24 protein-coding genes and 1 tRNA gene are annotated in these 24,723 nt (G+C 63.5%); 4 read left to right on the forward strand and 21 right to left on the reverse strand.

All coding sequences use genetic code 11. The features are described from left to right. Position 1: 1 nt before the first annotated feature. A complete protein-coding gene (locus ACRARG_RS00270) occupies positions 2 to 1,294 on the reverse strand; it encodes an ATP-binding protein (RefSeq protein WP_432687978.1) in 1,293 nt (430 codons plus the stop codon). A gap of 52 nt (positions 1,295 to 1,346) precedes the next feature. Between ACRARG_RS00270 and ACRARG_RS00275 the strand changes: the two genes are divergently transcribed. From ACRARG_RS00275 to ACRARG_RS00285, 3 genes are all read left to right on the forward strand, one after another. Then, positions 1,347 to 2,276, forward strand: coding sequence for an MBL fold metallo-hydrolase (locus tag ACRARG_RS00275; RefSeq protein WP_432687979.1), 930 nt, complete (start codon positions 1,347 to 1,349; stop codon positions 2,274 to 2,276). 82 nt (positions 2,277 to 2,358) lie between these two features. After that, a tRNA-Asn gene (locus tag ACRARG_RS00280) sits at positions 2,359 to 2,433 on the forward strand. A 90-nt stretch (positions 2,434 to 2,523) separates the two neighbouring features. Further along, positions 2,524 to 3,015, forward strand: a complete 492-nt coding sequence (locus ACRARG_RS00285; protein WP_432687980.1) for a hypothetical protein — start codon at positions 2,524 to 2,526, stop codon at positions 3,013 to 3,015. Between the two features lie 24 nt (positions 3,016 to 3,039). Here ACRARG_RS00285 and ACRARG_RS00290 read toward each other — a convergent pair whose 3' ends face one another. From ACRARG_RS00290 to ACRARG_RS00320, 7 genes are all read right to left on the reverse strand, one after another. Further along, a complete protein-coding gene (locus ACRARG_RS00290; protein WP_432687981.1) occupies positions 3,040 to 3,189 on the reverse strand; it encodes a hypothetical protein in 150 nt (49 codons plus the stop codon). A 170-nt stretch (positions 3,190 to 3,359) separates the two neighbouring features. Further along, complete coding sequence (locus ACRARG_RS00295) at positions 3,360 to 4,211, reverse strand: ABC transporter permease (protein ID WP_432687982.1); 852 nt, start codon at positions 4,209 to 4,211, stop codon at positions 3,360 to 3,362. Positions 4,212 to 4,215: 4 nt separating this feature from the next. Further along, positions 4,216 to 5,082: an ABC transporter permease gene (locus tag ACRARG_RS00300; RefSeq protein WP_432687983.1), complete on the reverse strand. Its 867-nt coding sequence runs from the start codon at positions 5,080 to 5,082 to the stop codon at positions 4,216 to 4,218. After that, positions 5,079 to 6,149, reverse strand: coding sequence for an ABC transporter ATP-binding protein (locus tag ACRARG_RS00305; protein WP_432687984.1), 1,071 nt, complete (start codon positions 6,147 to 6,149; stop codon positions 5,079 to 5,081). The genes ACRARG_RS00300 and ACRARG_RS00305 overlap by 4 nt, the downstream gene beginning before the upstream one ends. A 280-nt stretch (positions 6,150 to 6,429) precedes the next feature. Then, the gene (locus ACRARG_RS00310; RefSeq protein WP_432687985.1) at positions 6,430 to 7,497 is read right to left on the reverse strand and encodes an extracellular solute-binding protein; all 1,068 of its coding nucleotides are present in this window, start codon (positions 7,495 to 7,497) and stop codon (positions 6,430 to 6,432) included. 137 nt (positions 7,498 to 7,634) lie between these two features. After that, on the reverse strand, positions 7,635 to 8,888 hold the full coding sequence (locus ACRARG_RS00315; protein WP_432687986.1) for an NAD(P)/FAD-dependent oxidoreductase: 1,254 nt from the start codon (positions 8,886 to 8,888) through the stop codon (positions 7,635 to 7,637). A gap of 67 nt (positions 8,889 to 8,955) precedes the next feature. Then, positions 8,956 to 10,065, reverse strand: coding sequence for a mandelate racemase/muconate lactonizing enzyme family protein (locus tag ACRARG_RS00320; protein WP_432687987.1), 1,110 nt, complete (start codon positions 10,063 to 10,065; stop codon positions 8,956 to 8,958). 98 nt (positions 10,066 to 10,163) lie between these two features. Between ACRARG_RS00320 and pdxR the strand changes: the two genes are divergently transcribed. Then, complete coding sequence (gene pdxR / locus ACRARG_RS00325; protein ID WP_432687988.1) at positions 10,164 to 11,639, forward strand: MocR-like pyridoxine biosynthesis transcription factor PdxR; 1,476 nt, start codon at positions 10,164 to 10,166, stop codon at positions 11,637 to 11,639. Here the strand turns inward: pdxR and ACRARG_RS00330 are convergent. From ACRARG_RS00330 to ACRARG_RS00390, 13 genes are all read right to left on the reverse strand, one after another. Next, a complete protein-coding gene (locus ACRARG_RS00330; RefSeq protein WP_432687989.1) occupies positions 11,620 to 13,248 on the reverse strand; it encodes a GMC family oxidoreductase in 1,629 nt (542 codons plus the stop codon). The two genes, pdxR and ACRARG_RS00330, sit on opposite strands and share 20 nt — an antisense overlap. Before the next feature lie 233 nt (positions 13,249 to 13,481). Then, positions 13,482 to 14,504 carry an extracellular solute-binding protein gene (locus ACRARG_RS00335; RefSeq protein WP_432687990.1) on the reverse strand — a complete coding sequence of 341 codons (1,023 nt, stop codon included), beginning with the start codon at positions 14,502 to 14,504 and terminating at the stop codon, positions 13,482 to 13,484. 29 nt (positions 14,505 to 14,533) lie between these two features. Then, positions 14,534 to 15,334 carry an ABC transporter permease gene (locus ACRARG_RS00340; RefSeq protein ID WP_432687991.1) on the reverse strand — a complete coding sequence of 267 codons (801 nt, stop codon included), beginning with the start codon at positions 15,332 to 15,334 and terminating at the stop codon, positions 14,534 to 14,536. Continuing rightward, a complete protein-coding gene (locus ACRARG_RS00345; RefSeq protein WP_432687992.1) occupies positions 15,327 to 16,217 on the reverse strand; it encodes an ABC transporter permease in 891 nt (296 codons plus the stop codon). The genes ACRARG_RS00340 and ACRARG_RS00345 overlap by 8 nt, the downstream gene beginning before the upstream one ends. A gap of 2 nt (positions 16,218 to 16,219) precedes the next feature. Further along, on the reverse strand, positions 16,220 to 17,272 hold the full coding sequence (locus tag ACRARG_RS00350; RefSeq protein ID WP_432687993.1) for an ABC transporter ATP-binding protein: 1,053 nt from the start codon (positions 17,270 to 17,272) through the stop codon (positions 16,220 to 16,222). A 95-nt stretch (positions 17,273 to 17,367) separates the two neighbouring features. Next, positions 17,368 to 18,156, reverse strand: a complete 789-nt coding sequence (locus tag ACRARG_RS00355; RefSeq protein ID WP_432687994.1) for a creatininase family protein — start codon at positions 18,154 to 18,156, stop codon at positions 17,368 to 17,370. A gap of 2 nt (positions 18,157 to 18,158) precedes the next feature. After that, positions 18,159 to 19,073, reverse strand: a complete 915-nt coding sequence (locus ACRARG_RS00360) for an isopenicillin N synthase family dioxygenase (RefSeq protein WP_432687995.1) — start codon at positions 19,071 to 19,073, stop codon at positions 18,159 to 18,161. Continuing rightward, positions 19,070 to 19,696: an NAD(P)H-dependent oxidoreductase gene (locus ACRARG_RS00365; RefSeq protein ID WP_432687996.1), complete on the reverse strand. Its 627-nt coding sequence runs from the start codon at positions 19,694 to 19,696 to the stop codon at positions 19,070 to 19,072. The genes ACRARG_RS00360 and ACRARG_RS00365 overlap by 4 nt, the downstream gene beginning before the upstream one ends. Then, positions 19,693 to 20,277, reverse strand: coding sequence for an NAD(P)H-dependent oxidoreductase (locus ACRARG_RS00370; RefSeq protein WP_432687997.1), 585 nt, complete (start codon positions 20,275 to 20,277; stop codon positions 19,693 to 19,695). Before ACRARG_RS00370 ends, ACRARG_RS00365 begins: the two co-directional genes overlap by 4 nt. Positions 20,278 to 20,389: 112 nt before the next feature. Next, positions 20,390 to 21,790, reverse strand: a complete 1,401-nt coding sequence (locus ACRARG_RS00375; protein WP_432687998.1) for an FAD-binding oxidoreductase — start codon at positions 21,788 to 21,790, stop codon at positions 20,390 to 20,392. Continuing rightward, positions 21,787 to 23,049, reverse strand: a complete 1,263-nt coding sequence (locus tag ACRARG_RS00380; RefSeq protein ID WP_432687999.1) for a cytosine deaminase — start codon at positions 23,047 to 23,049, stop codon at positions 21,787 to 21,789. The genes ACRARG_RS00375 and ACRARG_RS00380 overlap by 4 nt, the downstream gene beginning before the upstream one ends. Next, positions 23,049 to 23,903, reverse strand: coding sequence for an ABC transporter permease (locus ACRARG_RS00385; protein ID WP_432688000.1), 855 nt, complete (start codon positions 23,901 to 23,903; stop codon positions 23,049 to 23,051). Before ACRARG_RS00385 ends, ACRARG_RS00380 begins: the two co-directional genes overlap by 1 nt. Further along, the gene (locus ACRARG_RS00390) at positions 23,900 to 24,637 is read right to left on the reverse strand and encodes an ABC transporter ATP-binding protein (protein ID WP_432691286.1); all 738 of its coding nucleotides are present in this window, start codon (positions 24,635 to 24,637) and stop codon (positions 23,900 to 23,902) included. The genes ACRARG_RS00385 and ACRARG_RS00390 overlap by 4 nt, the downstream gene beginning before the upstream one ends. Between the last annotated feature and the right edge of the window lie 86 nt (positions 24,638 to 24,723).

Here is a 24,723-nt window from a genome sequence, read left to right on the forward strand (position 1 = left end):
CTCAGCGGGCGATGATCAGATCGGCCTGCAACCCGCCCAGCCTTTCGGATTCGCCCAACCGCAGCAGCCCGCCATGGGCACGCGCGATATCGGTGGCGATGGCGAGGCCCAGCCCAACACCAGACCCCTTGTTCTGATTCCGGGATTTGTCGAGCCGGGCAAAGGGGCGCGTGGCCTCCTCCCGCCGTTCGGGCGGAATGCCGGGGCCGTCATCCTCCACCCGGATACGCAGCGACTTGTCGGTCAGCATGACGGAGATCTCGGCCCGGCTGCCATAGCGCGCGGCGTTGGAGATCAGGTTGTCCAATGCCCGGCGCATGGCCACGGGCCGAAGCTGCAGACGCCCCTCGCCCTGAACCTCCGTTAGGGCCACATCGGCGCCGCCCCGCGCGGCATCCTGCACCGCGCCCCGGACCAGCTCTGCCGGGTCGGTCTCCTCCACCTGTTCGGCGGCGGCGCCCCGGGCGAAAGCGAGGAATTCCTCGATGAGCTTCTGCATCTCCTCGACATCATGTTCCAGCGGCTCCCGCTCCTCATCCTCCAGCATCGACAGCGCCAGTTTCATCCGGGTCAGCGGGGTGCGCAGATCATGGCTGACCCCCGAGAGCATCAGGGTGCGTTGTTCGATATGCCGTTCGATCCGGGCGCGCATGGCCAGAAAGGCCTGACCGGCCGCCCGCACCTCCGTCGCGCCGCCGGGTTTGTAGGGCAAGGTCTGGCCCTTGCCAAAGGCCTCCGCCGCGGCGGCGAGCCGGGTGATGGGGCGCAGCTGGTTGCGCAGGTAGATGAAGGAGACGAGGGTCATCAGGATACCGAAGACCACCATGTTCACCAGCAGCTGATGCGGGTTGGAGGCGGAGACGAGCCCGCGCGACAGCCGCATCTTCAGCACACCGTCCGGCGCCGTTACATAGACATCCACATCGTAATCGTCCGGCAGGCGGATGGCGATGACGCCGGGCACGCGCTCTCTCAGCACGCGGATGACGGTGCGTCCGGAGATGTCGAACCAGCGGCGGCTGTCGTGGTCCGGTGCCTCGGCGGCGGCAATTCGGGTCGGCGTGATCTCCAGCGCCCGGGCAATCTCCTCCCGCTGCTCCGGCGGGGCGGCGGCGACATAGGCCAGCTCTGAACTGACGGAGTGGGTCATCTGCCGCGTCACGCCTTCGAAATGGCGCTGGATGAAGATGACAGAGACGACCAGCTGGACCACGACCACCGGCAGCACGAGGATCAGAGCCGCACGCCCGTAGATGCCGCGCGGCACATATCGTTTGAGCCAGTCAAAGGTCATGGTTAGGGTGGTCCCGGTCCGCCTGATACGGACAGAACCACAGGACGCCGCAATGCACCAGCCCGACACGTTCTCTCCCATTCCCGGCCGAGCTGAGGTGGTCGCGCCCGGGGTGCGGCGCATCCTTTGCGACAACCCCTCGCCCTATACCTTTGTCGGCACGAACACCTATCTGGTCGGCCAGGGCGGCGGCGTGGCGGTGATCGATCCCGGCCCGCTTGATGCGCTGCATCAGGAGGCGATTCTGGCCGCGCTCGCCCCGGGCGAAAAGATCACCCATATCCTCGTCACCCATGCCCATGGCGACCATTCTCCGTTGGCGCGGCCTCTGGCCGATGTCACGGGCGCACCGGTTCTGGCCTATGGCGATTACCGCGCGGGCCAGTCGGAGGTGATGCAGCGCCTCGCGGCAGAGGCTGATCTGGGCGGCGGCGAAGGCACGGACCGGCTCTTTGCCCCTGACGAGAGCCTGCCCGATGGCGCCAAGATCTCGGGCGACGGCTGGCGCCTGCAGGCGATCTGGACGCCCGGGCATTTCTGCAACCACCTCTGTTTCGATCTGGATGCGGGCGCGGGCTATGGCACCATCTTCAGCGGCGATCTGGTGATGGGCTGGGCCTCCTCGCTGGTCTCGCCACCGGATGGCGACCTGACCCAGTTTATGGAGAGCTGCGCAAAGATGCGTGCGCGCCCTGCCCGGCTCTACTTGCCCGGCCATGGCGATGTGATCGCCGATCCGGCGGCACGGGTCGACTGGCTGATCGCCCATCGTCTGGGCCGGGAGGCGGGTATTCTGGAGGCGCTGGCGGCCGGTCCCGGCACAGCCTCCGATTTGGCCGCCCGGGTCTATACCGACATCGCGCCGCAGATGCTGCCCGCCGCCGCGCGCAATGTTCTGGCGCAGCTCATTGATCTCATGGGAAAAAACAAGGTGACCGTGGCGGGAGAACTGAGTTTTTCTTCCGTCTTTTCATTGGCCTGACCCGCGGGCGCGAAAAAGTCACGAAAAGATGTCAAATCCCACTGGACGCCCGGAATCCCCGTTGCTATACGCGCCTTCGTGTTCCGGCGTAGCTCAGCGGTAGAGCAGTTGACTGTTAATCAATTGGTCGTAGGTTCGATCCCTACCGCCGGAGCCAAATTTATTTACAAAATCAGGTAGATACTAAAGCGTCGTTGGTAACGCGCTACCTGATTTGCCTCTGTGGGTGTAACATCTGGGGTAACGAATGACGGGTTTTGAAATTGGTCGAGACCTCGTGTTACTCGCTTTGGGGGTCATTGGAACGGGCTTGTCGATCTACAACCTCCTCGAATCTCGAGGACGAGGCATTCGTCGGGTGCGGGTATTTGCGGAAACGGCGATGCACACCTACGACAACGGTGAAATAGGGCCGCCCTTCCTGAAAGTTGTCGCAGCCAATTCGGGTCATCGGGATGTCACCATCTCAAATATCGGCTTGGAAATTCCGGGCAAGCGCGTCATTGCAACGCTAAACCCCGATGCCTTCTCGGGAGTGCCGGATACTCGAACGCCTACGAAACTTGCCGACGGCGATTTGGCACACAGATTTTACGAATACACGGCAATCAGTCAGGCATGCCGAGACGCTGGCTTGCAGGGCAAGGTTTCTATCCACCCTTTCGTCGTGGATACGGCGGGAATGCGACACTACGGAAAAAAGCTCAAGTGGGACGCCAGCGCCAATTGGGCAAGTTAGCACCAACTCACATTGTCCTAGAGATCAGTCGGCCCAATCCACCAGCCACAGCGCCTCTGACGGATCAACGCCCGCCTCTTTCGCCAGGGCCAAGGTCTGCACCACCGCGCCAAGCGCACGTGCCCGTCCGCCCGCGTCGAAGGCTTGCAGGGGCCGCATTACGTCCAGTTTCACGGCCAGCCCGAATCTCTCGGATGCTTCCTCCGCGATCATGGCCGCAATCGGTTGCGGCGACTATTAATCAATTGGTCGTAGGTTCGATCCCTACCGCCGGAGCCAAAATCCCCCAGATGTAACCTGATCGGGTGACCCCGGGCCTGTCATACAGGCCGCGGGGTTTTGGCTTAGGCCGTCTTGCGGGGCCGCTGTGCCACGACCGAGAGCAGCGCAAGAAGCCCCGAGCCCAGCATCAGCACCACGGAGACCGCGTTCAGCACCGGAGTGGAGCCGACCTTGACCATGCGGTCGTACATGGTGATCGTCAGTGGCGCGTCGGAGCCCACCAGCATCAGCGTTGTGTTGAAGTTCTCGAACGACACCAGGAAGGCCACCACAAAGGCCGAGAACATCGCGGGCATCAGGAAGGGCAGCGTCACCGTCAGCAGCACCCGCAGGCGGGAGGCGCCGAGGTTCAGCGCCGCCTCCTCCAGCGAGATGTCGAATTTCTGCAGCCGTGCGGCGATGACCAGCGATGTGATCGTCGTCAGGAAGGAGAACTGGCCGAGTACGACCAGCGGAATGCCGGGCCGCAGCCAGGTCAGGAATAGACCCAGCTGCTGGTCGGCAAAATTCGCGACCATGGAGGCGAAGACGAGGATGGAGATACCGAGGATCACGCCCGGGATCACCAGCGGCACCACCATCAGCACGTAGAGTGCCGATTTGAAGGGGAAATCGCGCCGCTCAAAAAGGAAGGCATTGCAGGTGCCCGCCGCGACCGAGAGCGCCGCCACGATCACCCCGATGTAGAGCGAATTGCCAATGCCCTGCAGCAGCCGGTCGTCGTGGAAGAGGCCAAGCTTTGGCGACTCGGGGGAAAAGAACCAGTCGAAGGTGAACCCCTGCCAGGGCAGCGACGGGAACATCGAATCGTTGAAGGCAAACACCCCGGCGGCGATCAGCGGCGCCGCGAGGTAGAGGAAGAAGATCACCACATAGGCGCGGTAGACCCAGAGGAGCGGACGGGAGCTCTGCATCGGCTTACTCCTTTGCCACGGTTGTGGCGAGGCTCTGTCCCGTCAGGCGCAGCCCGGCCCAGACCACGAAGGAAGTGAAGACAAGCAGCAGGACACCGAAGGCCGATCCGCTCTCCCAGTTATATCTGGTGATGAATTGGTTATAGATCTGTTCGGTGAACCAACTGGAGTTTTTGCCGCCCAGCAGGATGGGCGTCAGGTAGCTGCCCGCCGTCAGCATGAAGGTGATGATACAGCCCGCGACGATGCCCGGCATGGCATAGGGCACGATGATGCGGCGGAAGACCGTGAAGCGGGAGCCGCCGAGGTTATACCCGGCCTCCAGCAGCGCGTCGTCCATGCCCTGAAGGGTGGAGACGAGCGGGACGATCATGAAGAGGATCACGGTATAGACGAGGCCGATGATGACGGTCATGTCATTGTAGAGCATCTCTACCGGTGCGCGGATGATCCCGAGGTTGACCAGTGTGGTGGAGATCACCCCGGTCTCGCGCAGCAGAACGATCCATCCGTATGCGCGCACAAGGTCGGAAACCCACAAGGGAATCAAGCACATAAGGAAAAGAGCGGCACGGCTGCGCTCCTTCGCGATCTTGGCGATGTAATAGGCAATCGGAAAGCCCATGACGAGCGCCAGGCCGGTCACAAGAATGGACATCCAGGCGGTGCGCAACAGAGTGTTGCGGTAGATCGGCTCGCCAAAGAAGCCCATGTAGTTCTTCAGGCCAAATTCATATTCGTTGTATGTGATCTTTTCGCGCAGCGAGGTATAGCCGATGCCGATCTGCGGCAGGACGATCAGCAGGCCGATCCACAGAATGAACGGTGTGAAAAGAAGTATTAACGAAAGTCGATTGGCGTCGCGGCTCATGCGCCCGCCCTCCGGGTGAAGAGCCTTGCGCGGTCAGGTGTCCAGGAGAGCTGAACCTGTGCGCCCTGCGCCGCGCCGCTGCGCTGTTCGGGATCGGCCACCTCGATCAGCTGGTCGCCGGAGCGGACGAGGATCCGGCTGCTGGCACCGTTGAAAAGCAGGCTGTCGACGGTGCCTGACAGCGTGCAGCCCTCGGCGCCCGCACCCAGTTGCAGCGCCTCGGGACGCAGGAAAAGCTCTACGGCATCGCCCGGTTTCGCGCCGTCCTGAAGCGTGGCGATGACGGGGGTGCCGCCCTCAAGCTCCACCTTCGCCTCCGTCCCGCGTACCTCCAGCAGCTTGCCGGACAGGATGTTGGAATCGCCGACAAATCCGGCCACGAAACCGGAGGCCGGTGCATCGTAGAGCGCCTTGGGCGGCCCGATCTGTTCGAACCGTCCGGCATTCATCACCGCGACATTGTCGGACATGACAAGCGCTTCGGACTGGTCGTGGGTGATGTAGAGGAAGGTCGTCTCGAACTGGTGCTGGAGCTGCTTGAGCTCGATCTTCATATGCTCCCGCAGTTTCAGATCGAGCGCGCCAAGCGGTTCGTCCAGTAGCAGAACGTCCGGCTCCAGCACCATGCAACGCGCAATGGCGATCCGCTGTTTCTGCCCGCCGGAGAGCTGGTCGATCCGCTTGTCCTCCGACCCCGGGAGGCCGACCCGGTCGAGCACGCGTTTGACCTTGGGCGCGATCTCCGATTTAGGTTCCTTGCGGCAGCGCAGCCCGTAGGCGATGTTTTCGCCCACTGTCATCATCGGGAAAAGCGCGAGGTGCTGGAAGACCATCTTCACATTGCGCCGGTTGGGCGGCAGTTTCACGACGCTTTCGCCCTTGATGCTGATATCGCCGGAGGTCGGGCTTTCGAACCCCGCGATCATGCGCATCAGCGTGGTCTTGCCGCAGCCGGAGGGCCCGAGGATGGAGAAGAAAGAGCCCGAGGGGATGTCGAGGGAGACGTTCTGGACGGCGGTAAAAGCGCCGAATTTCTTGGTGACGTCTGCGCAGCTCAGGTCATACATGTGCGGGTCTTTCTGAATATGTCGCTGGTCCGAAGGCGCAACGGGAGCCGGGACAGTGCCTGCCCGTGGGGTGGCGCTTCGACGGCAGAACGGGTGAACTTTATGGTTTCCAGATGCATCTGACCGCCGAGGTCTGCGCCTGTGTCATTAAAGCGCCAGCCCGCCGGTTCGGGCAGTCGCTGGCCCGGCGCCTGCGGCTCGATTCCGTGCTGGGAGAACGGGGAAGCCGGATGCATCGCAAAAAGGCCGGGGCACGCAGCCGCGCCCCGGCCCGATACCATCAGTTGGCGGCCTTGATGCGCTCGAGCGCGAGGCCTTCCATGTCTTCGATCCCCGGCGGGATATTGGCGAAGAACTTCAGGTTATCAAGGTCTTCCTGATCGAAAGCGGCAGAGATCGCGGCCTTCTTGTCTTCCGGCATCAGCTCAATCCCGTTGGGCACGGCGGCAATCGCGCCGGTGGAGGCGGACATCAGCGCGGTGATCTCGGGCTCCAGCACGAAGTTGATCCACTTGTAGGCCGCATCGTCCGCCTCGCCACCGCGCGGGATGGTGAAGGTGTCGATCCAGGCCAGCGCGCCGGTTGCGGGCGGCACGAAGACGATATCGGGGTTCTCGCCATAGAGTTTGAAGGCGGTCGAATCCCAGGTCTCCGACACGACAACCTCGCCCGAGAGCATCAGGGCAGACAGGTCGTCGCCGCCGGACCAGTAGGTCTTGATGATCGACTTACAGGCGATCAGCTTGTCGGTGACCTTGTCGAGCATGTCCTGATAAGCGGCGGTATCGGCATAGAGCGCGAAGGGGTCCATGCCCATGTCAAAGGCCGTGCCCAGCAGGATGGTGCGGCGCAGGCGCATGGAGGTGCGGCCCTGGTACTTCTCGTCGCAGAGGTCGCCCCAGCCGGTCACATCGGGCACTTCCTTGATGTTGGCCATGATGCCGGAGGTGCCCCACTGATGCGGCACGGAATAGACCTCTCCGTCGATCGTGGTATTGGCTTTCACGCCTTCCAGCAGGTTCGGGGTCATCGCAGCCGTGTTGATCTTGCTGAGATCAAGCGGCTTGTAGATGTTGAATTCCTTCTGCGCGGCAAAGACACGGTCATGGCTGGGCTGGGCGAGGTCAAAGCCGGTGCCGCCGGTGGCGCGCAGCTTGGCGACCATTTCTTCGTTGTTGGAGAATGTCACCTCGACATCGATGTCGGGATATTTCTCTTCGAACAGCTTGACGACCTCGTCAGGCGCATAGCTGCCCCAGGTCAGCAGGCGCAGCGTTTCTGCCTGGGCGGTTGTGCTGGCCAGAACCAGCGCCGTCCCGGCAAGCAGGGCGCGGAATTTAGGTGTCATGGGAAGTCCTCCGTTGGAAAGATTTGATCAGGTCCGTCTGCGCGGCCTTGGAGAAAGTGAACTCCAGAATGGTATGGCCCGAAAGGTCCATTTCGCGCATCCTGGCAAACCGTTAACTGGCTACTATGACAGTTTCACTAAAGCCCGAGCCGATCGAGCATGCGGTAGGTTGTGACGGCGGCGGGCAAAAACCAGGGATCGCCAGTGTATAGCGGCCGGGTCGGAAAATCGGTCCGCATCATCGCCGTATCCCCGGCCGGATCGCCCAGCACACGCAGGCCCATTTTCATTCCCAGGTAGGAAGCCATACCCACACCGGATCCACAATAGCCCATTGCATGGTGGATGTTGCCCCGCCGCCCGGTATGCGCCAGCTTATCGAAGGTGAAGGCGACATAGCCCATCCAGCTATGGCTGATGCCCACGCCCGCAAGCTGCGGAAAAATCTGGCACATTTCGGATTTGAGCCGGGCCGCAGCCGGTTTGGCACCGGTTTCCCCGGCGCTGGTTCTGCCGCCGAACAGGACGCGCGTTCCGTCCGGCGACGCCCGGTAATAATAGATGACCCGGCGGCTGTCACAGATCATGCGGTCGGTCGGGAACAGCTCTGCGATCAGATCGGGCGACAGCTGTTCGGTGGCGATGACATAGCTGCCGATCGGGATGACGCGGCGGCGGTGCCAGCCGGCCGCGTCCGGCGTATATCCGTTGGTGGCCACGACGACATCGCGCGCGGTGATCGTCCCTCTTGGCGTGGTGAGGGTGACACCGTCGGGGCCCTCCTGCATCGTCTGAACCGGCGTGGCCGGATGCAGCTCCGCCCCGGCGGCGCGCACGGCGGCCAGCAGGCCTGCGTGGTATTTCCCCGGATCGAGGCTGGCATAGCCCGTATGCACGATACCGCCATGATAGACATCGGTCCCCAGCTCCTCGCGCTGACGCTCGCGCGGGACCAGACGGATTTTCTCTCCGTCCGCGCGGGCTTGCATGGCACGAAAGGCGCGCGGTGTGGCCGCGCCGTCAAACCGGCCGCAGAGACGATAGGCGCAGTCGATCCCTTCGGTTCTGATAAATTCGGCAAGGTAGGCCATGGAGGCCGTGCCCTCGGCATGAATGCCGGCCGCAATGTCCGGTCCGTGACGGCGGCGCAGCTCGGCCAGGCCGGGCTTGATCGAATGGCTGATCTGACCGCCATTGCGGGTGGAACAGCCTTCGCCCGGCATACCCTTGTCGAGGATCACGACAGACCGCCCGGCCCGTGCGACCGGCAGCGCCGCCTGCAATCCGGTATAGCCCGAGCCGATGACGACGCAATCTGCCCTGGCAGGCAGCGCGCCGGGCTCTATCCGGGCCAGCGGTGCCGAGTCCCACCAGTAGGGTGTCGTCTTCATGATGCATCCCCGGTTGGTCCTGCCCTGTGCGATGCGCAGAGGCAAATTAACGGAGGTGCCATATGGGTCACGCGGCGGCCTCGCTGACCCGGTATTCCGATTTTGCCAGCCATTCGTCAGAAATCTCCACACCCCAGCCCGGGGCTTCGGTGACGGTCACCTGCCCGCCTGACACCACATAGGGTTCATTCCGATAGAGACCGTATTGCCAGGGGTAATAATCCGCCTCTTCGATCGAGAACTCAAGATATGGGCCGGCATTCGGGATCGCACGCAGCACATGCATGGTGAACAGGGTGACAAGGCCGAGGTTCGCGGCATGTGGCGTGACAGGCAGGCCGTGGTCCTGCGCCAGCCGCGCGACTTTGAGCATACGGCCAATGCCGCCGACATAGAGCACATCGGGCTGCGCGACATTGACGGCGCTCAGCTCGAACATCTGTTTCCACGTGGGCAGCCAGCAATCCTGTTCGCCACCGGTGACGTCAATCTCCAGCGCGGCGGTGACTTCGGCGGTCTGCTCCAGCTCCCAGTAGGGACAGGGTTCCTCGTAATGGACGATGCCATTGTCCTGCAGCATATGGCCGTAGTGGATCGCGGCCTTGGGCGCGTAGCAGGAATTGGCATCGACCAGGAGGGAGACGTCCTCAGATGCAAATGTCTTTGCGATCGTCGGGATGATCTCTTCCGTCCGGCCCTCCCATTCGTCCTGCCCGCGGCCGCATTCGGCGCCAATGCGGAACTTGAAGGCGTCAAAGCCATGTTCGCCCCGCAGGCGGCGGAACCGCTCCGCCTCGTCCTTGGGGGTGATGTCGCGCTTCATCGAAGAGGCATAGGCGCGCAGCGGGCCCGGTGAACCGCCCAGAAGCGTGGCCACCGGCACGCCCGCCTGTTTCCCCTTCAGATCCCAGAGCGCCGTATCGACGCCGGCAATGGCCCGCGCAATATAGGAGCCCGGAAATTTGTGCTCCTTCTCCGCGGCACGGTCGAAAAGGTCGTCGGCGTCTTCGAACTCCACCCCCAGAACATGCGGTGCGATCTGACGATGCAGCACCGCAGCGGTTAGGTCGGACTGGTAGGTGGACACCTGCCCCCAGCCCTGCGCCCCGGTCTCATCGGTCACACGGACAAAACCGATGTCTCGGGTGGCAAAGGTCTCGATACGGGTCAGGCGCATGGACGCTCCTATTGCTGTTCTTGGATGATAGGACTTGCAAAACGGTCTGGAGTTAAGGTCCAATCCGCAGCGTCTGGAAGACCAATTCAGAGGCTATGATGACAAAATATCCGGGCGGTGCCCTGATCCCGACGCTCCAGGTCGACCGGAGCAATCCGGCGCGGCTGTCGATGCAGCTGGCGACGCATCTGCGTGACATGATCCTGTCGGGGGAGCTGCCGGCGGGCACGCGGATGCCCGCCACGCGGATCCTGGCACGCGATCATGGGGTTTCCCGGACAACGGTCGTGACGGTCTATGAACAGCTCGCCTCCGAAGGGATGATCGTCAGCCATGTCGGGGCGGGCACCTTCGTGTCGGACGAGGTGCGGGCGCAACCGCCGGCGGAGGCCGCGCCGGAGCCCGACACCCTGCCCCGGCTCGCCGGACTGGGACAGGAGATGGCGGACCGGTTCTTTCCCCGGCTCGAACATCCGCGCGGGCCCCGCGCCTTTGTCACCGGCATGCCCGCGTTTGATGCCTTTCCCATGGCCCTCTGGTCGCAGATGTCGGCGCGGTACTGGCGCAGTCCCAGGGCCGAGATCATGTCCTATCCAGATGCCGCCGGCCTTCCCGCGCTGCGGGAGGCGATCTGCCGGCATCTGGGGGCCAATCGCGGCTTCCTATGCCGTCCTGAGGAGGTGTTCATCTTTGCCGGGGCGCAGGATGCCTTCCTGCAGATCGCGCAGATCCTGCTCGATCCCGGCGACGCCGTCTGGATCGAGAACCCCGGAGCGATTGGCGCCCGCAACGCGCTGCTGGCGCGGGGGGCGCGGCTGATCCCGGTGCCGGTGGATGACGAGGGGCTGGACGTGGCGGCTGGGCGGGAGGCCGGCGCGATGCGGGCGGCTTTTGTCACGCCCGCGCATCAGCACCCTTTAGGCATGCCCATGTCTCGTGACCGCCGGTTCGAGCTGCTGGCGGAGGCAGAGCGGCAGCAGGCCTGGATCATCGAGGATGACTATGTGGGAGAGTTCCACTACGGCCGCTCTGCCCTGCCACCGCTGAAGGCTTTGGATACCGGCGGGCGGGTGATCTATGTCGGCACATTCTCCAAGGCTTTGTTCCCGGCGGTGCGGCTGGGCTATGCTGTTGTGCCCGGCGGGCTGCGCGACGTGTTCCAGCGGACGCTGGAGGCCTCTGCCCATGGGGTGTCCCATTCGGTCCAGTCCATCGTGGCGAGCTTCATCGACGAGGGGAAGTTCAGCGCCCATATCCGGCGGATGCGGTCGCTCTATCGGGAGCGGCGGGATGCGCTGCTCACGGCCGGAGAGCGGCATCTGGCGGGGCTGCTCGATATCCGGCCAACTGAGACGGGGTTTCATACCGTCGGTCTGCTTGTCGGCGGCCATGACGAGCTGCGCGTGGCGCAGGCGGCCAAATCCGACGGGCTGGCGGTTGCGCCGCTGGCGCGGTTCGCACTGGCGCCGATTGCCCAGCAGGGGCTGACGCTGGGATTCTCCGCCGTACCGCCGGTGGAAATCATGCGCGGCGCGGAACGGCTGGCGCGGGCGATCAGATCCGTGCCGCGATAAGCTCCGCCGCCTTTTCGCCGATCATCATCGCGGGCGCGTTGATATTGCCCGACGGCAGGATCGGCATGATGGAGGCATCGGCGACGGTCAGCCCCTCCAGCCCGTGGACCTTCAGATCGGGGCCGACGACGGAGGTGGCCGCATCCGGCCCCATGGAACAGGTGCCGCAGGGGTGGAAGATCGACCCGGCGGTGGACCGGATATAATCCGCAATCTCGTCCGGTGTGGTGACATTTGGCCCGGGCCGCAGTTCTTCCTCGATCGCGTCGGCGATGGGTCGCTGGGCGGCAATGGCGCGCAGCAGCGCCATGGAGGCCACCATCTCCTCCAGATCCTGCGGGGCGGAGAGGTAATTCGGCGTGATCTCCGGCGCCATGGCGGGATCGGCGGTGCGGATATGGATCTCTCCCCGGCTGGCGGGGTGGCAGTTGGACATGCCGATCTGAAAGCCCTCAAAGCTGTCGGGCTTCATCAGGCGGCGCACGCCGGGCACGGCGCGGGTATAGGACATGGGCGAGAAATAGAGCTGAATATTGGGCCGGTCGCGGCTGGGGTCACTTTTCACGAACCCGCCGCCCTGGTTGACCGAGAGCGACAGCGGCCCGCCCCGCGTCAGCACATATTGCGCGCCCGCCAGCGCCCGGCCCAGCCAGGAGCCCAGCGTCTTGTTCAGCGTCGGCACCTTGGAGCGGTAGATCAGCTCATAGCCGATATGGTCTTGCAGGTTCTTTCCGACCTGTGGCGCGCTGTGCAGCGGCGTGACCCCGGCGGCGCGCAGCCTGTCCGGATCGCCCACGCCGGAAAGCTGCAATATCTGCGGCGAACCGATGGAGCCTGCGGAAAGCACGACCTGACGGCGCGCCATGATCCGGTGAGTCTGGCCGTGCTGGGTATATTCCACGCCGGTTGCGCGGGTGCCCTCGAACAGGATGCGCGTGACCTGGGCATGGGTGGTGAGCGTCAGGTTCGGACGTTTCAGCGCGGGCAGCAGGTAGCCGGTCGCGGCGGAGCAGCGAAACCCCTTGCGGGTGTTGATCTGGTAGAGGCCGACGCCCTCCTGCGTGGCGCCGTTGAAATCGGGGTTCTTGGTATGGCCCGCCGCGACGGCGGAGGCGACATAATCATGCGACAGCGGATGCACGTCGCGATCAATCCGGCGCACCGTGATCGGGCCGAGCCCGCCGCGATACTGATCCTCACCATCCTGAAATGTCTCAAGTTTCTTGAAATACGGCAGGAGGTCGGCATAGGCCCAGCCTTTATTCCCGGCCTCCGCCCAGCGGTCATAATCCGCCGCCTGCCCCCGGATGAAGACCATGGCGTTGATGGAGGAAGACCCGCCCACCACCTTGCCGCGCGGCCAGTAGGACTGACGGCCTTTGAGCCCCGCGTCGGGTTCGGTGTAATAGCGCCAGTTGAGTTTGGGGTGATAGAAGGCGCCCCCATAGCCAATGGGCATCCGGACCCAGAGGTTGAGGTCCGACCCGCCGGCTTCCAACACGGTGACGCTATGCTTGGGGTCTTCGGACAGGCGGGCGGCCAGCACGCAACCCGCGGAGCCCGCGCCTATGATCACCACATCGCTTTCGCTGACCCTGTTCTGGTCCATGTCGCCCTGCCCGAATCTGTCCGTTGACTGACGGATCAATTGGCAAGGCTATGCACCAAACGGTCTGCGGTCACTGGCCATTTCGCGGCAGCGGGAGGTCCAATTGCGGCGTTGTGCGCAACTTTGGCTGACAAACCCGGTTGCGGAGCCTCGCCCGGCAACGCATCGCGCTGTGGCGACGAGAAAGGGCCGACGCGAAACGCCGGCCCTCGATCCGCACTGAAGCGAAAAACTTACTTCTGAAGCTCCGTCCAGATCGCGTTGTAATATTCCTTCGCCTCGTCCGAACAGGCCGGGCTGAATTTACCAGCCGCCTTTAGCTCTTCAGGAACAACGATTTCGGGGGCGGTCTTCATGTCTTCGGGCATGAAGGGCTCCGACCCGTCGATCCCGTTGGCATAGCGCGCGAAGGAGGAGATCATCGCGGCATTTTCCGGATCCATGATGAAGTTCAGGAAGAGCTTTGCATTGTCCGGGTTCTGCGCGTCGGCGAGGATGCCCATATTGTCCATCCAGACGATATAGCCTTCCTTGGGATAGCCATAGACCACATCCGGATTGTTGTTGCGCGCCCGGAAAGTGGAGCCATTCCAGTTGACGGAGGCCACCCAGTCTCCGTTCGACAGCTTCTCGGTCGTGCCGTAGTCCATCGACAGCCATTTGGATTTGGCGGAGACCAGCATGTCGCGGGCCTTTTTCAGGTCTTCTTTATTGGTCGAACAGGGCTCCCCGCCGACATACATGAGCGCCAGCGAGACAACGTCCTGCATCTCCGGCACGACATTGACCTTGCCGACCAGCTCTTCCGGCGGGTCCATGAAGATGGCAGAGGTGTTCACGTCACCAGAATAGGCGGTCTTGTTCACCGCGACGCCGGTTGTGCCCCATTGCCATGGCACCGTGTATTCCCGCTTGGGGTCCCAGTCGACGTCTTTCCACTGGGCGGAGATATTGCCGTAATTCTCCATCTCCGGGATACCGGGCTTCATCAGGAGGCCCTTGTCGATATAGGTCGGCACATAGCTGTGCGTCGGCACGACGATGTCGAAGCCATGGCCACCGGCCTCGATCTTGGCAAGCGCGGTGGTGTTGCTGTCGAAATCGGTGATGGTGACCTCGACGTCGAATTCCTTCTCGAATTTCTCGATCAGCTCGGGGCTGGTGTAGTTGCCCCAGTTGTAGATGTTCAGCTTGCCTTCGGCAGTGGCTGCAGTGGCGGCGGCAATGGCCAGCGCGGATGTCAGAAACAGTTTCATGGATACTCCTTGTTGGTTGGGCACGGGGTTCAGCCCCGTTTTTTGGTAAGCAGGAAGAAGGCTGTCAGCAGCAGGATGGTCAGGACCAGCAGCGCGGTGGAGATCGCATTGACCTCTGGCGTGACGGCCCGCCTGAGCTGCCCCAGCATATAGGTCGGCAGCGTATCCTGTCCGGCGGATTTGACAAACTCCGTGATGATCACGTCATCGAGGGAGATGACAAAGCTCAGCATGGCCCCCGCGGCAATCCCCGGAGCCATGAGCGGCAGGGTGATACGGCGGAAGGCCTGAAACGGCGTGGCGTAGAGGTCGGCGGCCGCACGTTCCAGCGTCAGGTCCATCCCCTCCAGCCGGGCGCGGATCGGCAGATAGGCGAAGGGCACGCAGAAGGCGGAATGCGCCAGGATCAGATAGCCAAGGCCGGTATAGCCCGTGGCCTTCTTGATGGCGGCAAAGAAGATCAGGAGCGCCACGGCGGTCACGATCTCCGGCACCATGAGGGGCTGGTTGATCATCATGTAGATGAGCGTCTGCCCTTTGTAGGGTGCGCGCCGCGTGGTGCCGAGGGCCGCCAGCGTGGCGAGGGTGGAGGCGATGAGCGCGGCGGAGACGGCGATGACGAGCGAACGCACCGTCGCCTCCTGCACGAAGTCATTCTCCCAGGCGATCGCGTACCAGCGGAAGGAAAAGCCGCCCCAGAGGCCGACCGAGTCCGACGCGTTGAAACTGTAGATCACCATGGTGATGATCGGCACGTAGAGCAGGACAAAGGCCGCGATGGCGATGGTCGCAAAGCCTGGCATGGTGGTGATGGAGAAACGCTTAGACATGCGGCTGCTCCTTGCCCGACGTGACGCGGACATAGGCCAGCAGCGCCAGCACGACGATCAGCAGCAGCAGCATCGACAGCGCCGCGCCTAGCGGCCAGTTGCGGCCCTGCCCGAATTGCAGCTCGATGAAGTTGCCGACCATCATGTTCTTGCCGCCGCCAAGGATACGCGGCGTCACATAGGCGCCCAGCGAGGGCACGAAGACGAGGATCGAGCCCGCCACGATCCCCGGCCGCACGATGGGCACGACGATCCGGCGCAGCACCTGCCCGCGGGAGGCATAGAGGTCATAGCCCGCCTCCAGCAGCCGGAAATCGAACCGGTCGATCGCGGCAAAGAGCGGCAGAACCATCAGCGGCAGGTAGACATAGGCCATGCCGATCAGCACCGCGCCATCGGTGTAGAGGATCTGCAAAGGCTGGTCGATCACCCCGAGCCAGAGCAGGAACGTGTTCAGAAGCCCCTGATTACGCAGGATTTCCAGGATCGCAAAGGTGCGGATCAGCAGGTTGGTCCAGAACGGGATCGTGATCAGGAAGAGCCAGGCCGGGCGGCGGTTTGCTGGCTGGGTCGCGATGAACCAGGCCATGGGAAAGCCGATGATCAGCGTGATGAAGGTCGTCAGCAGCGACAGCTTCACCGACCGCCAGAAGATCGTCAGATGGGCATCGGCCATGCTGACCGTATCGTCAAAGATGTCGCGTTCGAAAAAGACGCGGAACCAGGCCTCCCCGGTCCAGTTCCATATCACGCCGGAGAAATCGCCGGGTTCGAGGAAGGAATAGATCACCACGATCAGCAGCGGCCCGGCCGCGCCGATGGCCAGCAGGATCAGGGCCGGAAGGGACAGAAGCCAGCCGTCGCGTGCGGGTCCGCTGGCCATGCTCAATCCTCCTTCAGCACCTGGACGGAGCCTTGCACCGGGGCGATGCGCAGCACCTCGCCCGGGGTCAGGCCCACCTCGCCGGAGGGCGGGCTCTGCAAGCGGGCGACAACCTCTGTCCCGTCCTTCAGAACAAGGTGACAATGGGTGTCTGTGCCGAAATAGACGGTCTGTTTCAGCGTGGCCTCTAGCGGGCCGTCCGGAGCGATGCGGATCTGTTCGGGGCGGATGGCGAGCGTCACCGGCCCCTGCCCGTCCGCCGCCACATCCAGCACCTCGCCCGTGTCGAGCTTGACCTTGCCACCGGTCAGCGTGCCGGTCAGGAAGTTCGTCTCGCCGATGAAATCGGCGACGAAGCGGTTGACCGGACCGTTGTAGATCTCGCGCGGGCCGCCGACCTGCTGCAGCTTGCCGGATTTCATCACGCCGATCCGGTCGGACATGGTCAGCGCCTCTTCCTGATCGTGGGTGACGAAGACGAAGGTGATGCCGGTTTCGGTCTGCAGCCGCTTGAGTTCCAGCTGCATTTCCTTGCGGAGCTTGAGGTCGAGCGCAGAGAGCGGCTCGTCGAGGAGCAGAACCTCCGGCCCCGGGGCCAGCGCCCGGGCCAGCGCCACCCGCTGCTGCTGGCCGCCCGAGAGCATGGAGGGTTTACGCTCCGCCATTTGCTCCAGCTGCACGAGCGCCAGCATCTCGCTGACACGAGCGGAGATATCCGATTTCGGACGCCCCAGCATCTCCATCCCGAAGGCGATATTGCGGGCAACCGAGAGATGCGGAAAGAGCGCGTAGCTCTGAAAAACCGTGTTCACGCGGCGCTTGTTGGGCGGGACTTCCGTGATGTCCTTGCCCGACAGCAGGATCTGCCCGCTCGTCGGTGTCTCGAACCCCGCGATCAGGCGCAGGAGCGTGGTCTTGCCGCAGCCCGACGGCCCGAGGAGCGTGAAGAACTCCCCCTTCCGGATGGAGAGAGAGACGTCGTCCAGCGCCTTCACCGCATAGGTGCCCGCCCCGTAGTGACGCGCTGCATTAACCGCTTCGACCGCTGTTTCCATTGATCCACCCACGACTTCCTCTTGAGGAGTAGAGGCGAAATGTCCTTTTGGTGCAAGCCTCTGGTCTTTTTCAGATCGGAAAATTTGCCGTCCGATTACCCATTGATCTTTGCGGGGGCCGTGGGCACCGGCATGGTTTCGATCTGGCGCAGCATCTCGATAAAACCGGCCACCTGATGACGCGCGGTGCGGCGGCCCTTCTCTCCGGTCCCGAGGGAGGCATCGCCCACGGTCCCATCGGGGTTGAGGTCAGAGGCGATCCAGCCCCGGCTGATCGGGCCGGTGGGCGGGATGGCGGAGGTTTCGGCAGCAGAACGGAAGTTCTTGGCCTTGGACATATCCACCGTCTCTGGCCGGAAGGCCAGCATGAGCGAGGTTTCGACATCGCCGCCATGGATGCCGTACTGGCGCTCGTGATCAGTATACATGCCTTCGGGGTAACCGAAATTGCCCCATTGGCATTTGACGGCCAGCATGCCCGCCTCCACCCGCAACTCCCGGCTGAGGATGGAGATGAGGTCGAGGTTGCCGCCATGGCTGTTGGCGATGACGATCTTGCGGATGCCGGCGCGGGCGGCCGAGAGGCCGATCTCCGTCCAGGCCTGCAGCGCTGTGGCGGCGGTCAGCGTCAGCGTGCCCCGGGCCCAGAGATGTTCGTTGGATTTGCCCACGGCCATGATCGGCAGGATGCGGATATCCAGATCGTCAGGGGCCATTTCGCGGACCAGATCCAGCATACCCTCGGCAATCATCGTATCGGTGCCCACGGGCAGATGTGGCCCGTGCTGTTCGACGGCGGCAGTCGGCAGGATGGCGATGGTGGTCATCGGGTCGATCGCGTCGAATTCGGGGGCGCGGTAGGCATACCAGTCGCGGCGGGTCATCGTCAGGTCTCCGGCTTGTAGGTCGCGTCAAGGCGGGAACGGAGGTAGTCCGCCCCGGTGATCGGCGGGTATTTCGGATCGCCCGTGCCGGGCAGCGCCGCGATCACGCTGTCGGGGTTTGGGTCCAGGAAGAAGGCGATGGAGCGGCGCTTGCGTTTCGGCGGCAGCACGCGATGCGGGGTGGAGACATAAATGTCATTGGTCCAGCGCATCAGGCAGTCGCCGATATTGACGACAAAGGCACCGGGCACATGCGGCACGTCGGTCCAGTCGCCGCCACGCGGTTTGACCTGCAGGCCGGGCTCACCATCCGTCATCAGAAGGGTGACGGAACCATAGTCGGTATGGGCACCGGCGCCGATTTCTCCAGCGCCGCCGGTGGCTTCGGGGTAGGACAGCACCCGCAGCGTCGCCATGGGTTCGGTGAAATTCGGGGCAAAATGGCCTTTCGGCAGGTCGAGGTCCCAGGCAACGGCCTCATGCAGGCGAACGCCAAGCGCGAGGGTGGCGTTGTAATAGGCCAGCATGGTGTCGCGGAACCCCGGCAGGTCCGGCCAGACATTCACACCTCGAAAGGGCTCGCCTTTCATCACACGCGGGTCGTCCTCGGGCAGGTCAAAGCCCACGTTGAACGCCTCCTTCCGGTCGGTCTGGCCAGAGGTCTCGTCCAGGCTCTCGCTGCCCATCTGGGCCCAGCCGCGATTATGCGGGTTGCCGGAGATCGACAGCGGCTGTTTTTCTTCGACAGGCAGAGAGAAGAAGGCATCGGCGGCGGTGAACGTCTCCGCCACCAGATCGTTCGGGACCGGGTGTTCTGCCAGCAGGAAGAACCCGGTTTCGCGGCAGGCGGCACCCAGGGCGGCGGAAAACGCCTCCGGGTCCTGCTTGAACTGGGTCCAGGAGAGGATCGGGATCATGCCTTCACCTCGGCGGGAACCGGCAGGCCCCTGAGGAACTTTGCCATTTCCTTGTCGACCTTGGCCATATGCCTAGCCCGGCTGGCGTCTGAGGAGCTGTCCATCAGGTAATGCGCGGCAAAGGCGGTAAGACAGCCCTGCGCGCAGAGCAGCCGGACACCCCGGATCAGCGTGCGCCGCCCGGGCGCCCCGATGTAACGGGTCAGCCACCAGGAGGCGCCGCAGGTCGTAAACACACCCAGACGGGTGATATGGGTCAGGCCGGGGCGGATCGTCTCGCCTTCGGCCTGGGGCATGTGAAAGGCGATGCCGGGCAGCAGGACGCGGTCGAGCCAGCCCTTCAGCATCGCAGGCAACCCGTACCACCAGGTTGGATACACAAAGATCAGCGCATCGCACCATTCGAGGAGCTCGACATGAGATTCCAGCGCGGCGCGGTTGATGCCGGGCGTCAGGTAGTCGGTATGTTCCTGCGCCGACATGACCGGGTTGAAGCCTTCGGCATATAGGTCGATCATCCTGTGTTCGATCCCCGCCTTATCAAGCTGTGCCATGACACGGTCGCGGATCGCGGCGGTAAAGCTCGTGTCCCTCGGGTGGCAATAGATGATGAGCGCTCTCATAGGACCTCCATCTCGCGCCGCACCCGGTCGAGATGGGCCTTCAGCTTTGGTTCGGTATTGTTGTTCATGTCATAGAGCGCGAGGTAGCGCATCTTGTCGGGGCGGCAGACGTGCCAGACGGCACGGGTCACGCATTTGCGGGGCGGATCGCCGACAAGGATCGCACGGGTCCGTTTCCCACCATAGGTGGTGCAGGCGACAAGTTTGCGAATGTTGCGCAGGTTCGGGCGGACCTTGCCGTCCTCGCCCAAAGCAAAGCTGACGCCGGGCAGGAAGACCCGGTCGAGGAACCCTTTGAGGATCGCGGGATAGCCGAAATTCCACACCGGAAAGACCATGATCAGCGCCTCCGCCGCGCGGATGCGGTCGACATACTCTCTCACGGGTTCGATATTGGCGGGCTGTTCGTGATAGCCGCGGCGTTCCAGTTCCGTCAGGACCGGCAGGAAGCCTTCGGCATTCAGGTCGCAATCATCCACGTCCCAGCCACGTTTTGTCAGCGTTTCGACCACCGTGCGATGCACCGCGCCGTTGAAGCTTTCGGGCACCGGATGGGCGAAGAGAACCATGGCGCGGGTCATAGGGCGGAGCCTTGCGCGGAAGATGCGTTGATGGCGGGATGGGTGCAGAGCACCCATCCTACGCGGCGACCTGTAGGATGGGTGATCTCACCCATCCGGGTTAACTCCCGCCTCATTCTGCCGCCCTCATGCCGGGATAGGCGTACATCTCGTCATAGGCGAAATCGGGATCATCCCAGGCGATCATCTTGCCGGGGTTCAGCAGGCCCTTTGGATCGGCCTCCTTCTTGAAGGACAGCTGAGTGTCGTCCACCGTCTGCCGCCCGCCTTCCTCCAGCGTGTAGCGATGCGGGTTGAAGATCATCGCGCCCGCCTCTTCATGCAGGCGGATGATCTCGTTCAGCCGTTCTTCGGTGGTGAATTTCACGAGGCTCAGGCCCGCAAAGGCCACCTTGCCCCCCATGCGCAAGGCTTCGAGGTGCTGGATGACCTCGCCGCCGGGGAACATGGCGCGGATCTTCTCGATCAACTCCCGATGCTCGGGGAAGCCGTAGCGGACCTGGAGATAGGTGATCGAGGGGTCCACCTTCAGCGCGCGCAGGGTCGTGTGGTTCCAACCGTATTCAAAGACCTTGCCGGGCGCGCGCGGCCAGTCGTGATCGTCGGAACGGTAGATGAGCCTGGCTTCCGGACGGCGGCCAAGGAAGGTCAGGAACCCCTCCATGGACTGCGGCGCGACCATGAGACCTATGAGGTTCGTATCGGGCTCCACATGCGGTTTGACCCGCAGGAAATACTCATGCGCGACAGGGGCCTCGTAGACGGAGGCCAGTTTCAGCAGGACGCCATCCTGATTGGCGAGGTCATCGGCAAAGGCCACGGCGTCGGGGAAGCTGTCCGTCGCCACGAACATGTCGACCCAGTCATAGGCGGGGGCCAGCGGCAGTTCGAGTTCGGTGATGATGCCGTTGGTGCCATAGGCGTGGGAGACGCGGGCGAGCTCCTCGCCGCGGAATTCCAGAACGCGCGGTTCGGCTTCCATCGTCACCACGCGCAGGCGGATGATATTGCCCAGATCGCGCAGCGACCCCCAGCGGACCGATCCGACACCGCCGGAGCCCCCAGCGATGAAGCCGCCCACCGTCGCCGTGTCCCAGGTGGAGGAGAACATGCGGATCTCCTGCCCCGTCTCGTTGCAGGCGTGATCCAGTTCCTTGAGCAGGCAGCCCGGTTCCACGACGACCCGGCCCGGCGTGATCTCCTTAACCGCGTTCATATTGCGCAGGTGCAGGACGCAGCCGCCGGCCAGCGGCATGGCCTGACCGTAATTGCCGGTGCCCGCGCCGCGCGTGGTGACCGGCACGTCATGTTCGTAACAGACCTTGAGGACCTCGATCACCTCGGCTTCGGTCTTGGGGCGCACGACGAAATCGGCCAGCACATGGTCCAGCCGGTCCTTCAACACCGGAGAATACCAGAAGAAATCGCGCGACGCGGTCTTGATCGCGGCGGCGCGCTCCTCGATGTCGAGATGGCTCAGGGCGGCCTTGGCGGCGGCGATATTGGCGGTCATTGGGGCCTCATCAGGTCGTCGAGTTCGGAATAATCGGGCAGCGTCCGGTCGATGGCGATGCCACCGCGCATCACAATGCGGTCCATCTGCGGACGGGCGAAAAGTTCGGTCCATTCCCGGGCGCGGAAGATGTTCAGATCGGCGGGCGCGCCTGTCGCCAGCCCGGCCGCGTCGAACCCGCAGACGGCGGCAGGCGTGGCGGTGACGGAATTCACCCAGTCGGTATCGGTATGATCCAGATGGGCGATCCGCGTGGCCTGCCGCAGCACCTCCAGCATGTCGAGATCGCCATAGGCATAGAACGGATCGCGCGTGTTGTCGGAGGCGAAGCTGACCGCAATCCCGCGCGCCTTCATCTCATGCACCAGCGTCACGCCCCGGTTGCGCGGCGTGCGGCCCGGGATGCGGTCCTGCAGGTAGAGGTTGCACATGGGCAGGGAGACGACGTTCAACCCGGCCCTGGCGACGATATCCAGCGTGTCCATCGCGCGGTCTTCGGCCTGGGTGGAGACGGAGCAGCAATGGCCCACCACCACGGGCGCGTCAAAACCGGTTTCGATCACCACCTCCGCAATGGCGCGCAGGGTTTCGGAGGTCGGATCCATCGTCTCGTCGGTGTGGAAATCGACCGACAGGCCCTTGCTGGCCGCCATGTCGAAGAACTTGATCAAGACATCCTTCAGCCCGTCCATCGGATAGGAGACGAGGCCCAGAACGCCGCCCAGCTCCTGCACCATATTGGCAATCTCAAGGAATTCGCCATCATCGGAAAAGCGGTCGCAGCTCATCAGGCTGACAGCCTGAAGCTCGATCTTTCCCGCCCATTCGGCGCGTTTTTCGGCCAGCACCGGCCAGGAGCGGCGGAACTGGCCGTTGACGCTGTCCAGATGCGTGCGCACCCGCGCCGTGCCATGGGCATAGGCGCATTTCAGCGAGAATTCCATGCGCGCGGCCACGTCCGGCCCGGTCCAGTTGGCGTGATCCGCGCGCACTGTATTGAGCGCGCCCATGAAGGTGCCGTCGGGGTTCGAGGCTCGGGGCCAGATATGCCCCTTGTCCAGATGGGTGTGCATATCGGTGAAGCTCGGCAGGACCATAGCGCCCGCCATGGGCACGTCCGTGCCGCCCGGCGCTGCGATCCTGTTGCCGTCGATGCCGATATCGGTTCTGACCAGATCATCCGTTCTGCCGATCAGGCAGCCGGGGACGGTCACGTCCCGCAGGGTAAAGCGGCCGGTGGGTAAAGTCTTGTAGTCCATCAGGTTTCTCGTTTCAGAGCGCTTTCATGCCAGCGGTAGAGCGCGAGGTAGCTGATGAGGCTCATCAGCGCGAAGATCACCACCCCCATGACCGAAATCAGGATGAGCGCAGCGTAGAGGCGGCCGAAGTTGAAGCGATAGGAGGCCTCCAGCAGCGTTGAGGCCAGGCCGAGGCCGGTGCCCGCACGGCCGATGACAAATTCCGCCACCACGGCGCCAATCAGGGCAAGGCCCCCGGCGATCTTCAGCCCGCCCAGGAAGAACGGCAACGCGGAGGGGGCCGCGAGGTAACGCAGGCGCTGCCAGCGGGTGGCGCCGTAGATGGTGAAGAGGTCCGACAGGTTGTGATCGGCCGATTTCAGCCCGATGGTCGTGTTCGACAGGATCGGGAAAAACGCGACAATCCAGGCACATAGCAGCGCCGCAACAAAGGCGTTGTCGACATAGATCTGGATGAGCGGCGCGACGGCCACCACCGGCGTCACCTGCAGGATGACGGCATAGGGGAAAAACGACATCTCCGCCCATTTCGACTGGGTAAACGCCACGGCGAGGCCCACGCCGCCCGCCACCGCAAAGAAGAGCGCCAGAACGGTCAGTCTGCCGGTTTTTATCATGGCGGGCCCGAGGATGCCCCAGTCCTCCACCATCTTCTGGGCGACAAGGCCGGGCCCGGGCAGGACGTAATGCGGGATTTCCCAGATCGTCACGTAGAGGTGCCAGGCGAGAATGGTCAGGATCATCACCAGCGACGGCAGGGTCCATCGGGCGATCTTCATCACCCTCTCGCGCCGGTACCGGGCGAGCTCTTCCTGATCTTCTTGCGGGACGGGGGTTGTGTCGGCGATGCTCATGCGGCCTCTCCGATGGCTTGGTGAAGGGCTTCGGAGGCTTCGCGGCAATGGGCGGCATAGGCGGCGGAGGTGCGAAATTCCTCGTCGCGGGGGTAAGGCGCGGTGACCTCGACCTCCCGGATCACGCGGCCCGGACGGGCGGCCATGACGACGATGCGGTCCGACAGGAAGACCGATTCAAACACCGAATGGGTCACGAAGATCACGGTGCAGCCGATCGCCTCCCGCAGGGCGAGCAGATCGTTGTTCAGCTTGTGGCGGGTGATTTCGTCAAGCGCTGCAAAGGGTTCGTCCATCAGGATCAGGCGCGGCCTTGTGACCAGCGCACGCGCAATGGAGACGCGCATCTTCATGCCGCCGGAAAGCTCGCGCGGGAAGGCGCGCTGAAATTTCTCAAGGCCCACGAGTTTGAGCGCCTCCAGCACCTGATCCTTGACCTCGCTATAGGCGATGCCACGCAGGCGGAAGGGCAGCCAGACGTTGTCGACCACGCGCGCCCAGGGCATCAGCGTCGGTTCCTGAAAGACGACGCCCAGATCGTCCTTGGATTTGCCGCCGGTCCAGTCGATCCTGCCCGAGGTCGGGGTCATCAGGCCGGAGATCAGGCGCAGTGCCGTGGACTTGCCACAGCCCGACGGCCCCAGCAGCGAGATGAAATCGCCCTCGTTCACCGTCAGGTTCATATCGCGCAGGGCTACGACATCGCCCCTGAACGTCTTCTCTACATGAGACATATTCAGCAAGGGCGCGCGTTGGCCGAGAGGTGGACGTTTGATCATGGGTTGGCTCCCGGAAAGGCTCACCGCGCCGCCCGACGGAT

This window comes from Pseudooceanicola profundi (genome assembly GCF_050897955.1).
Classification (GTDB): domain Bacteria; phylum Pseudomonadota; class Alphaproteobacteria; order Rhodobacterales; family Rhodobacteraceae; genus Pseudooceanicola.

What these genes read in the sequence shown, in the direction of transcription:
- ACRARG_RS00350 (WP_432687993.1), bottom strand. Translation starts at nt 17,272, where the DNA reads ATGGAAACAGCGGTCGAAGCGGTTAATGCAGCGCGTCACTACGGGGCG.
- ACRARG_RS00330 (WP_432687989.1), bottom strand. Translation starts at nt 13,248, where the DNA reads ATGGACCAGAACAGGGTCAGCGAAAGCGATGTGGTGATCATAGGCGCG.
- ACRARG_RS00360 (WP_432687995.1), bottom strand. Translation starts at nt 19,073, where the DNA reads ATGATCCCGATCCTCTCCTGGACCCAGTTCAAGCAGGACCCGGAGGCG.
- ACRARG_RS00315 (WP_432687986.1), bottom strand. Translation starts at nt 8,888, where the DNA reads ATGAAGACGACACCCTACTGGTGGGACTCGGCACCGCTGGCCCGGATA.
- ACRARG_RS00275 (WP_432687979.1), top strand. Translation starts at nt 1,347, where the DNA reads ATGCACCAGCCCGACACGTTCTCTCCCATTCCCGGCCGAGCTGAGGTG.
- ACRARG_RS00270 (WP_432687978.1), bottom strand. Translation starts at nt 1,294, where the DNA reads ATGACCTTTGACTGGCTCAAACGATATGTGCCGCGCGGCATCTACGGG.
- ACRARG_RS00295 (WP_432687982.1), bottom strand. Translation starts at nt 4,211, where the DNA reads ATGCAGAGCTCCCGTCCGCTCCTCTGGGTCTACCGCGCCTATGTGGTG.
- ACRARG_RS00345 (WP_432687992.1), bottom strand. Translation starts at nt 16,217, where the DNA reads ATGGCCAGCGGACCCGCACGCGACGGCTGGCTTCTGTCCCTTCCGGCC.
- ACRARG_RS00310 (WP_432687985.1), bottom strand. Translation starts at nt 7,497, where the DNA reads ATGACACCTAAATTCCGCGCCCTGCTTGCCGGGACGGCGCTGGTTCTG.
- ACRARG_RS00355 (WP_432687994.1), bottom strand. Translation starts at nt 18,156, where the DNA reads ATGACCCGCCGCGACTGGTATGCCTACCGCGCCCCCGAATTCGACGCG.
- ACRARG_RS00340 (WP_432687991.1), bottom strand. Translation starts at nt 15,334, where the DNA reads ATGTCTAAGCGTTTCTCCATCACCACCATGCCAGGCTTTGCGACCATC.
- ACRARG_RS00380 (WP_432687999.1), bottom strand. Translation starts at nt 23,049, where the DNA reads ATGGACTACAAGACTTTACCCACCGGCCGCTTTACCCTGCGGGACGTG.
- ACRARG_RS00370 (WP_432687997.1), bottom strand. Translation starts at nt 20,277, where the DNA reads ATGACCCGCGCCATGGTTCTCTTCGCCCATCCGGTGCCCGAAAGCTTC.
- ACRARG_RS00285 (WP_432687980.1), top strand. Translation starts at nt 2,524, where the DNA reads ATGACGGGTTTTGAAATTGGTCGAGACCTCGTGTTACTCGCTTTGGGG.
- ACRARG_RS00300 (WP_432687983.1), bottom strand. Translation starts at nt 5,082, where the DNA reads ATGAGCCGCGACGCCAATCGACTTTCGTTAATACTTCTTTTCACACCG.
- ACRARG_RS00390 (WP_432691286.1), bottom strand. Translation starts at nt 24,637, where the DNA reads ATGTCTCATGTAGAGAAGACGTTCAGGGGCGATGTCGTAGCCCTGCGC.
- ACRARG_RS00335 (WP_432687990.1), bottom strand. Translation starts at nt 14,504, where the DNA reads ATGAAACTGTTTCTGACATCCGCGCTGGCCATTGCCGCCGCCACTGCA.
- ACRARG_RS00305 (WP_432687984.1), bottom strand. Translation starts at nt 6,149, where the DNA reads ATGTATGACCTGAGCTGCGCAGACGTCACCAAGAAATTCGGCGCTTTT.
- ACRARG_RS00320 (WP_432687987.1), bottom strand. Translation starts at nt 10,065, where the DNA reads ATGCGCCTGACCCGTATCGAGACCTTTGCCACCCGAGACATCGGTTTT.
- ACRARG_RS00385 (WP_432688000.1), bottom strand. Translation starts at nt 23,903, where the DNA reads ATGAGCATCGCCGACACAACCCCCGTCCCGCAAGAAGATCAGGAAGAG.
- ACRARG_RS00375 (WP_432687998.1), bottom strand. Translation starts at nt 21,790, where the DNA reads ATGACCGCCAATATCGCCGCCGCCAAGGCCGCCCTGAGCCATCTCGAC.
- pdxR (WP_432687988.1), top strand. Translation starts at nt 10,164, where the DNA reads ATGACAAAATATCCGGGCGGTGCCCTGATCCCGACGCTCCAGGTCGAC.
- ACRARG_RS00365 (WP_432687996.1), bottom strand. Translation starts at nt 19,696, where the DNA reads ATGAGAGCGCTCATCATCTATTGCCACCCGAGGGACACGAGCTTTACC.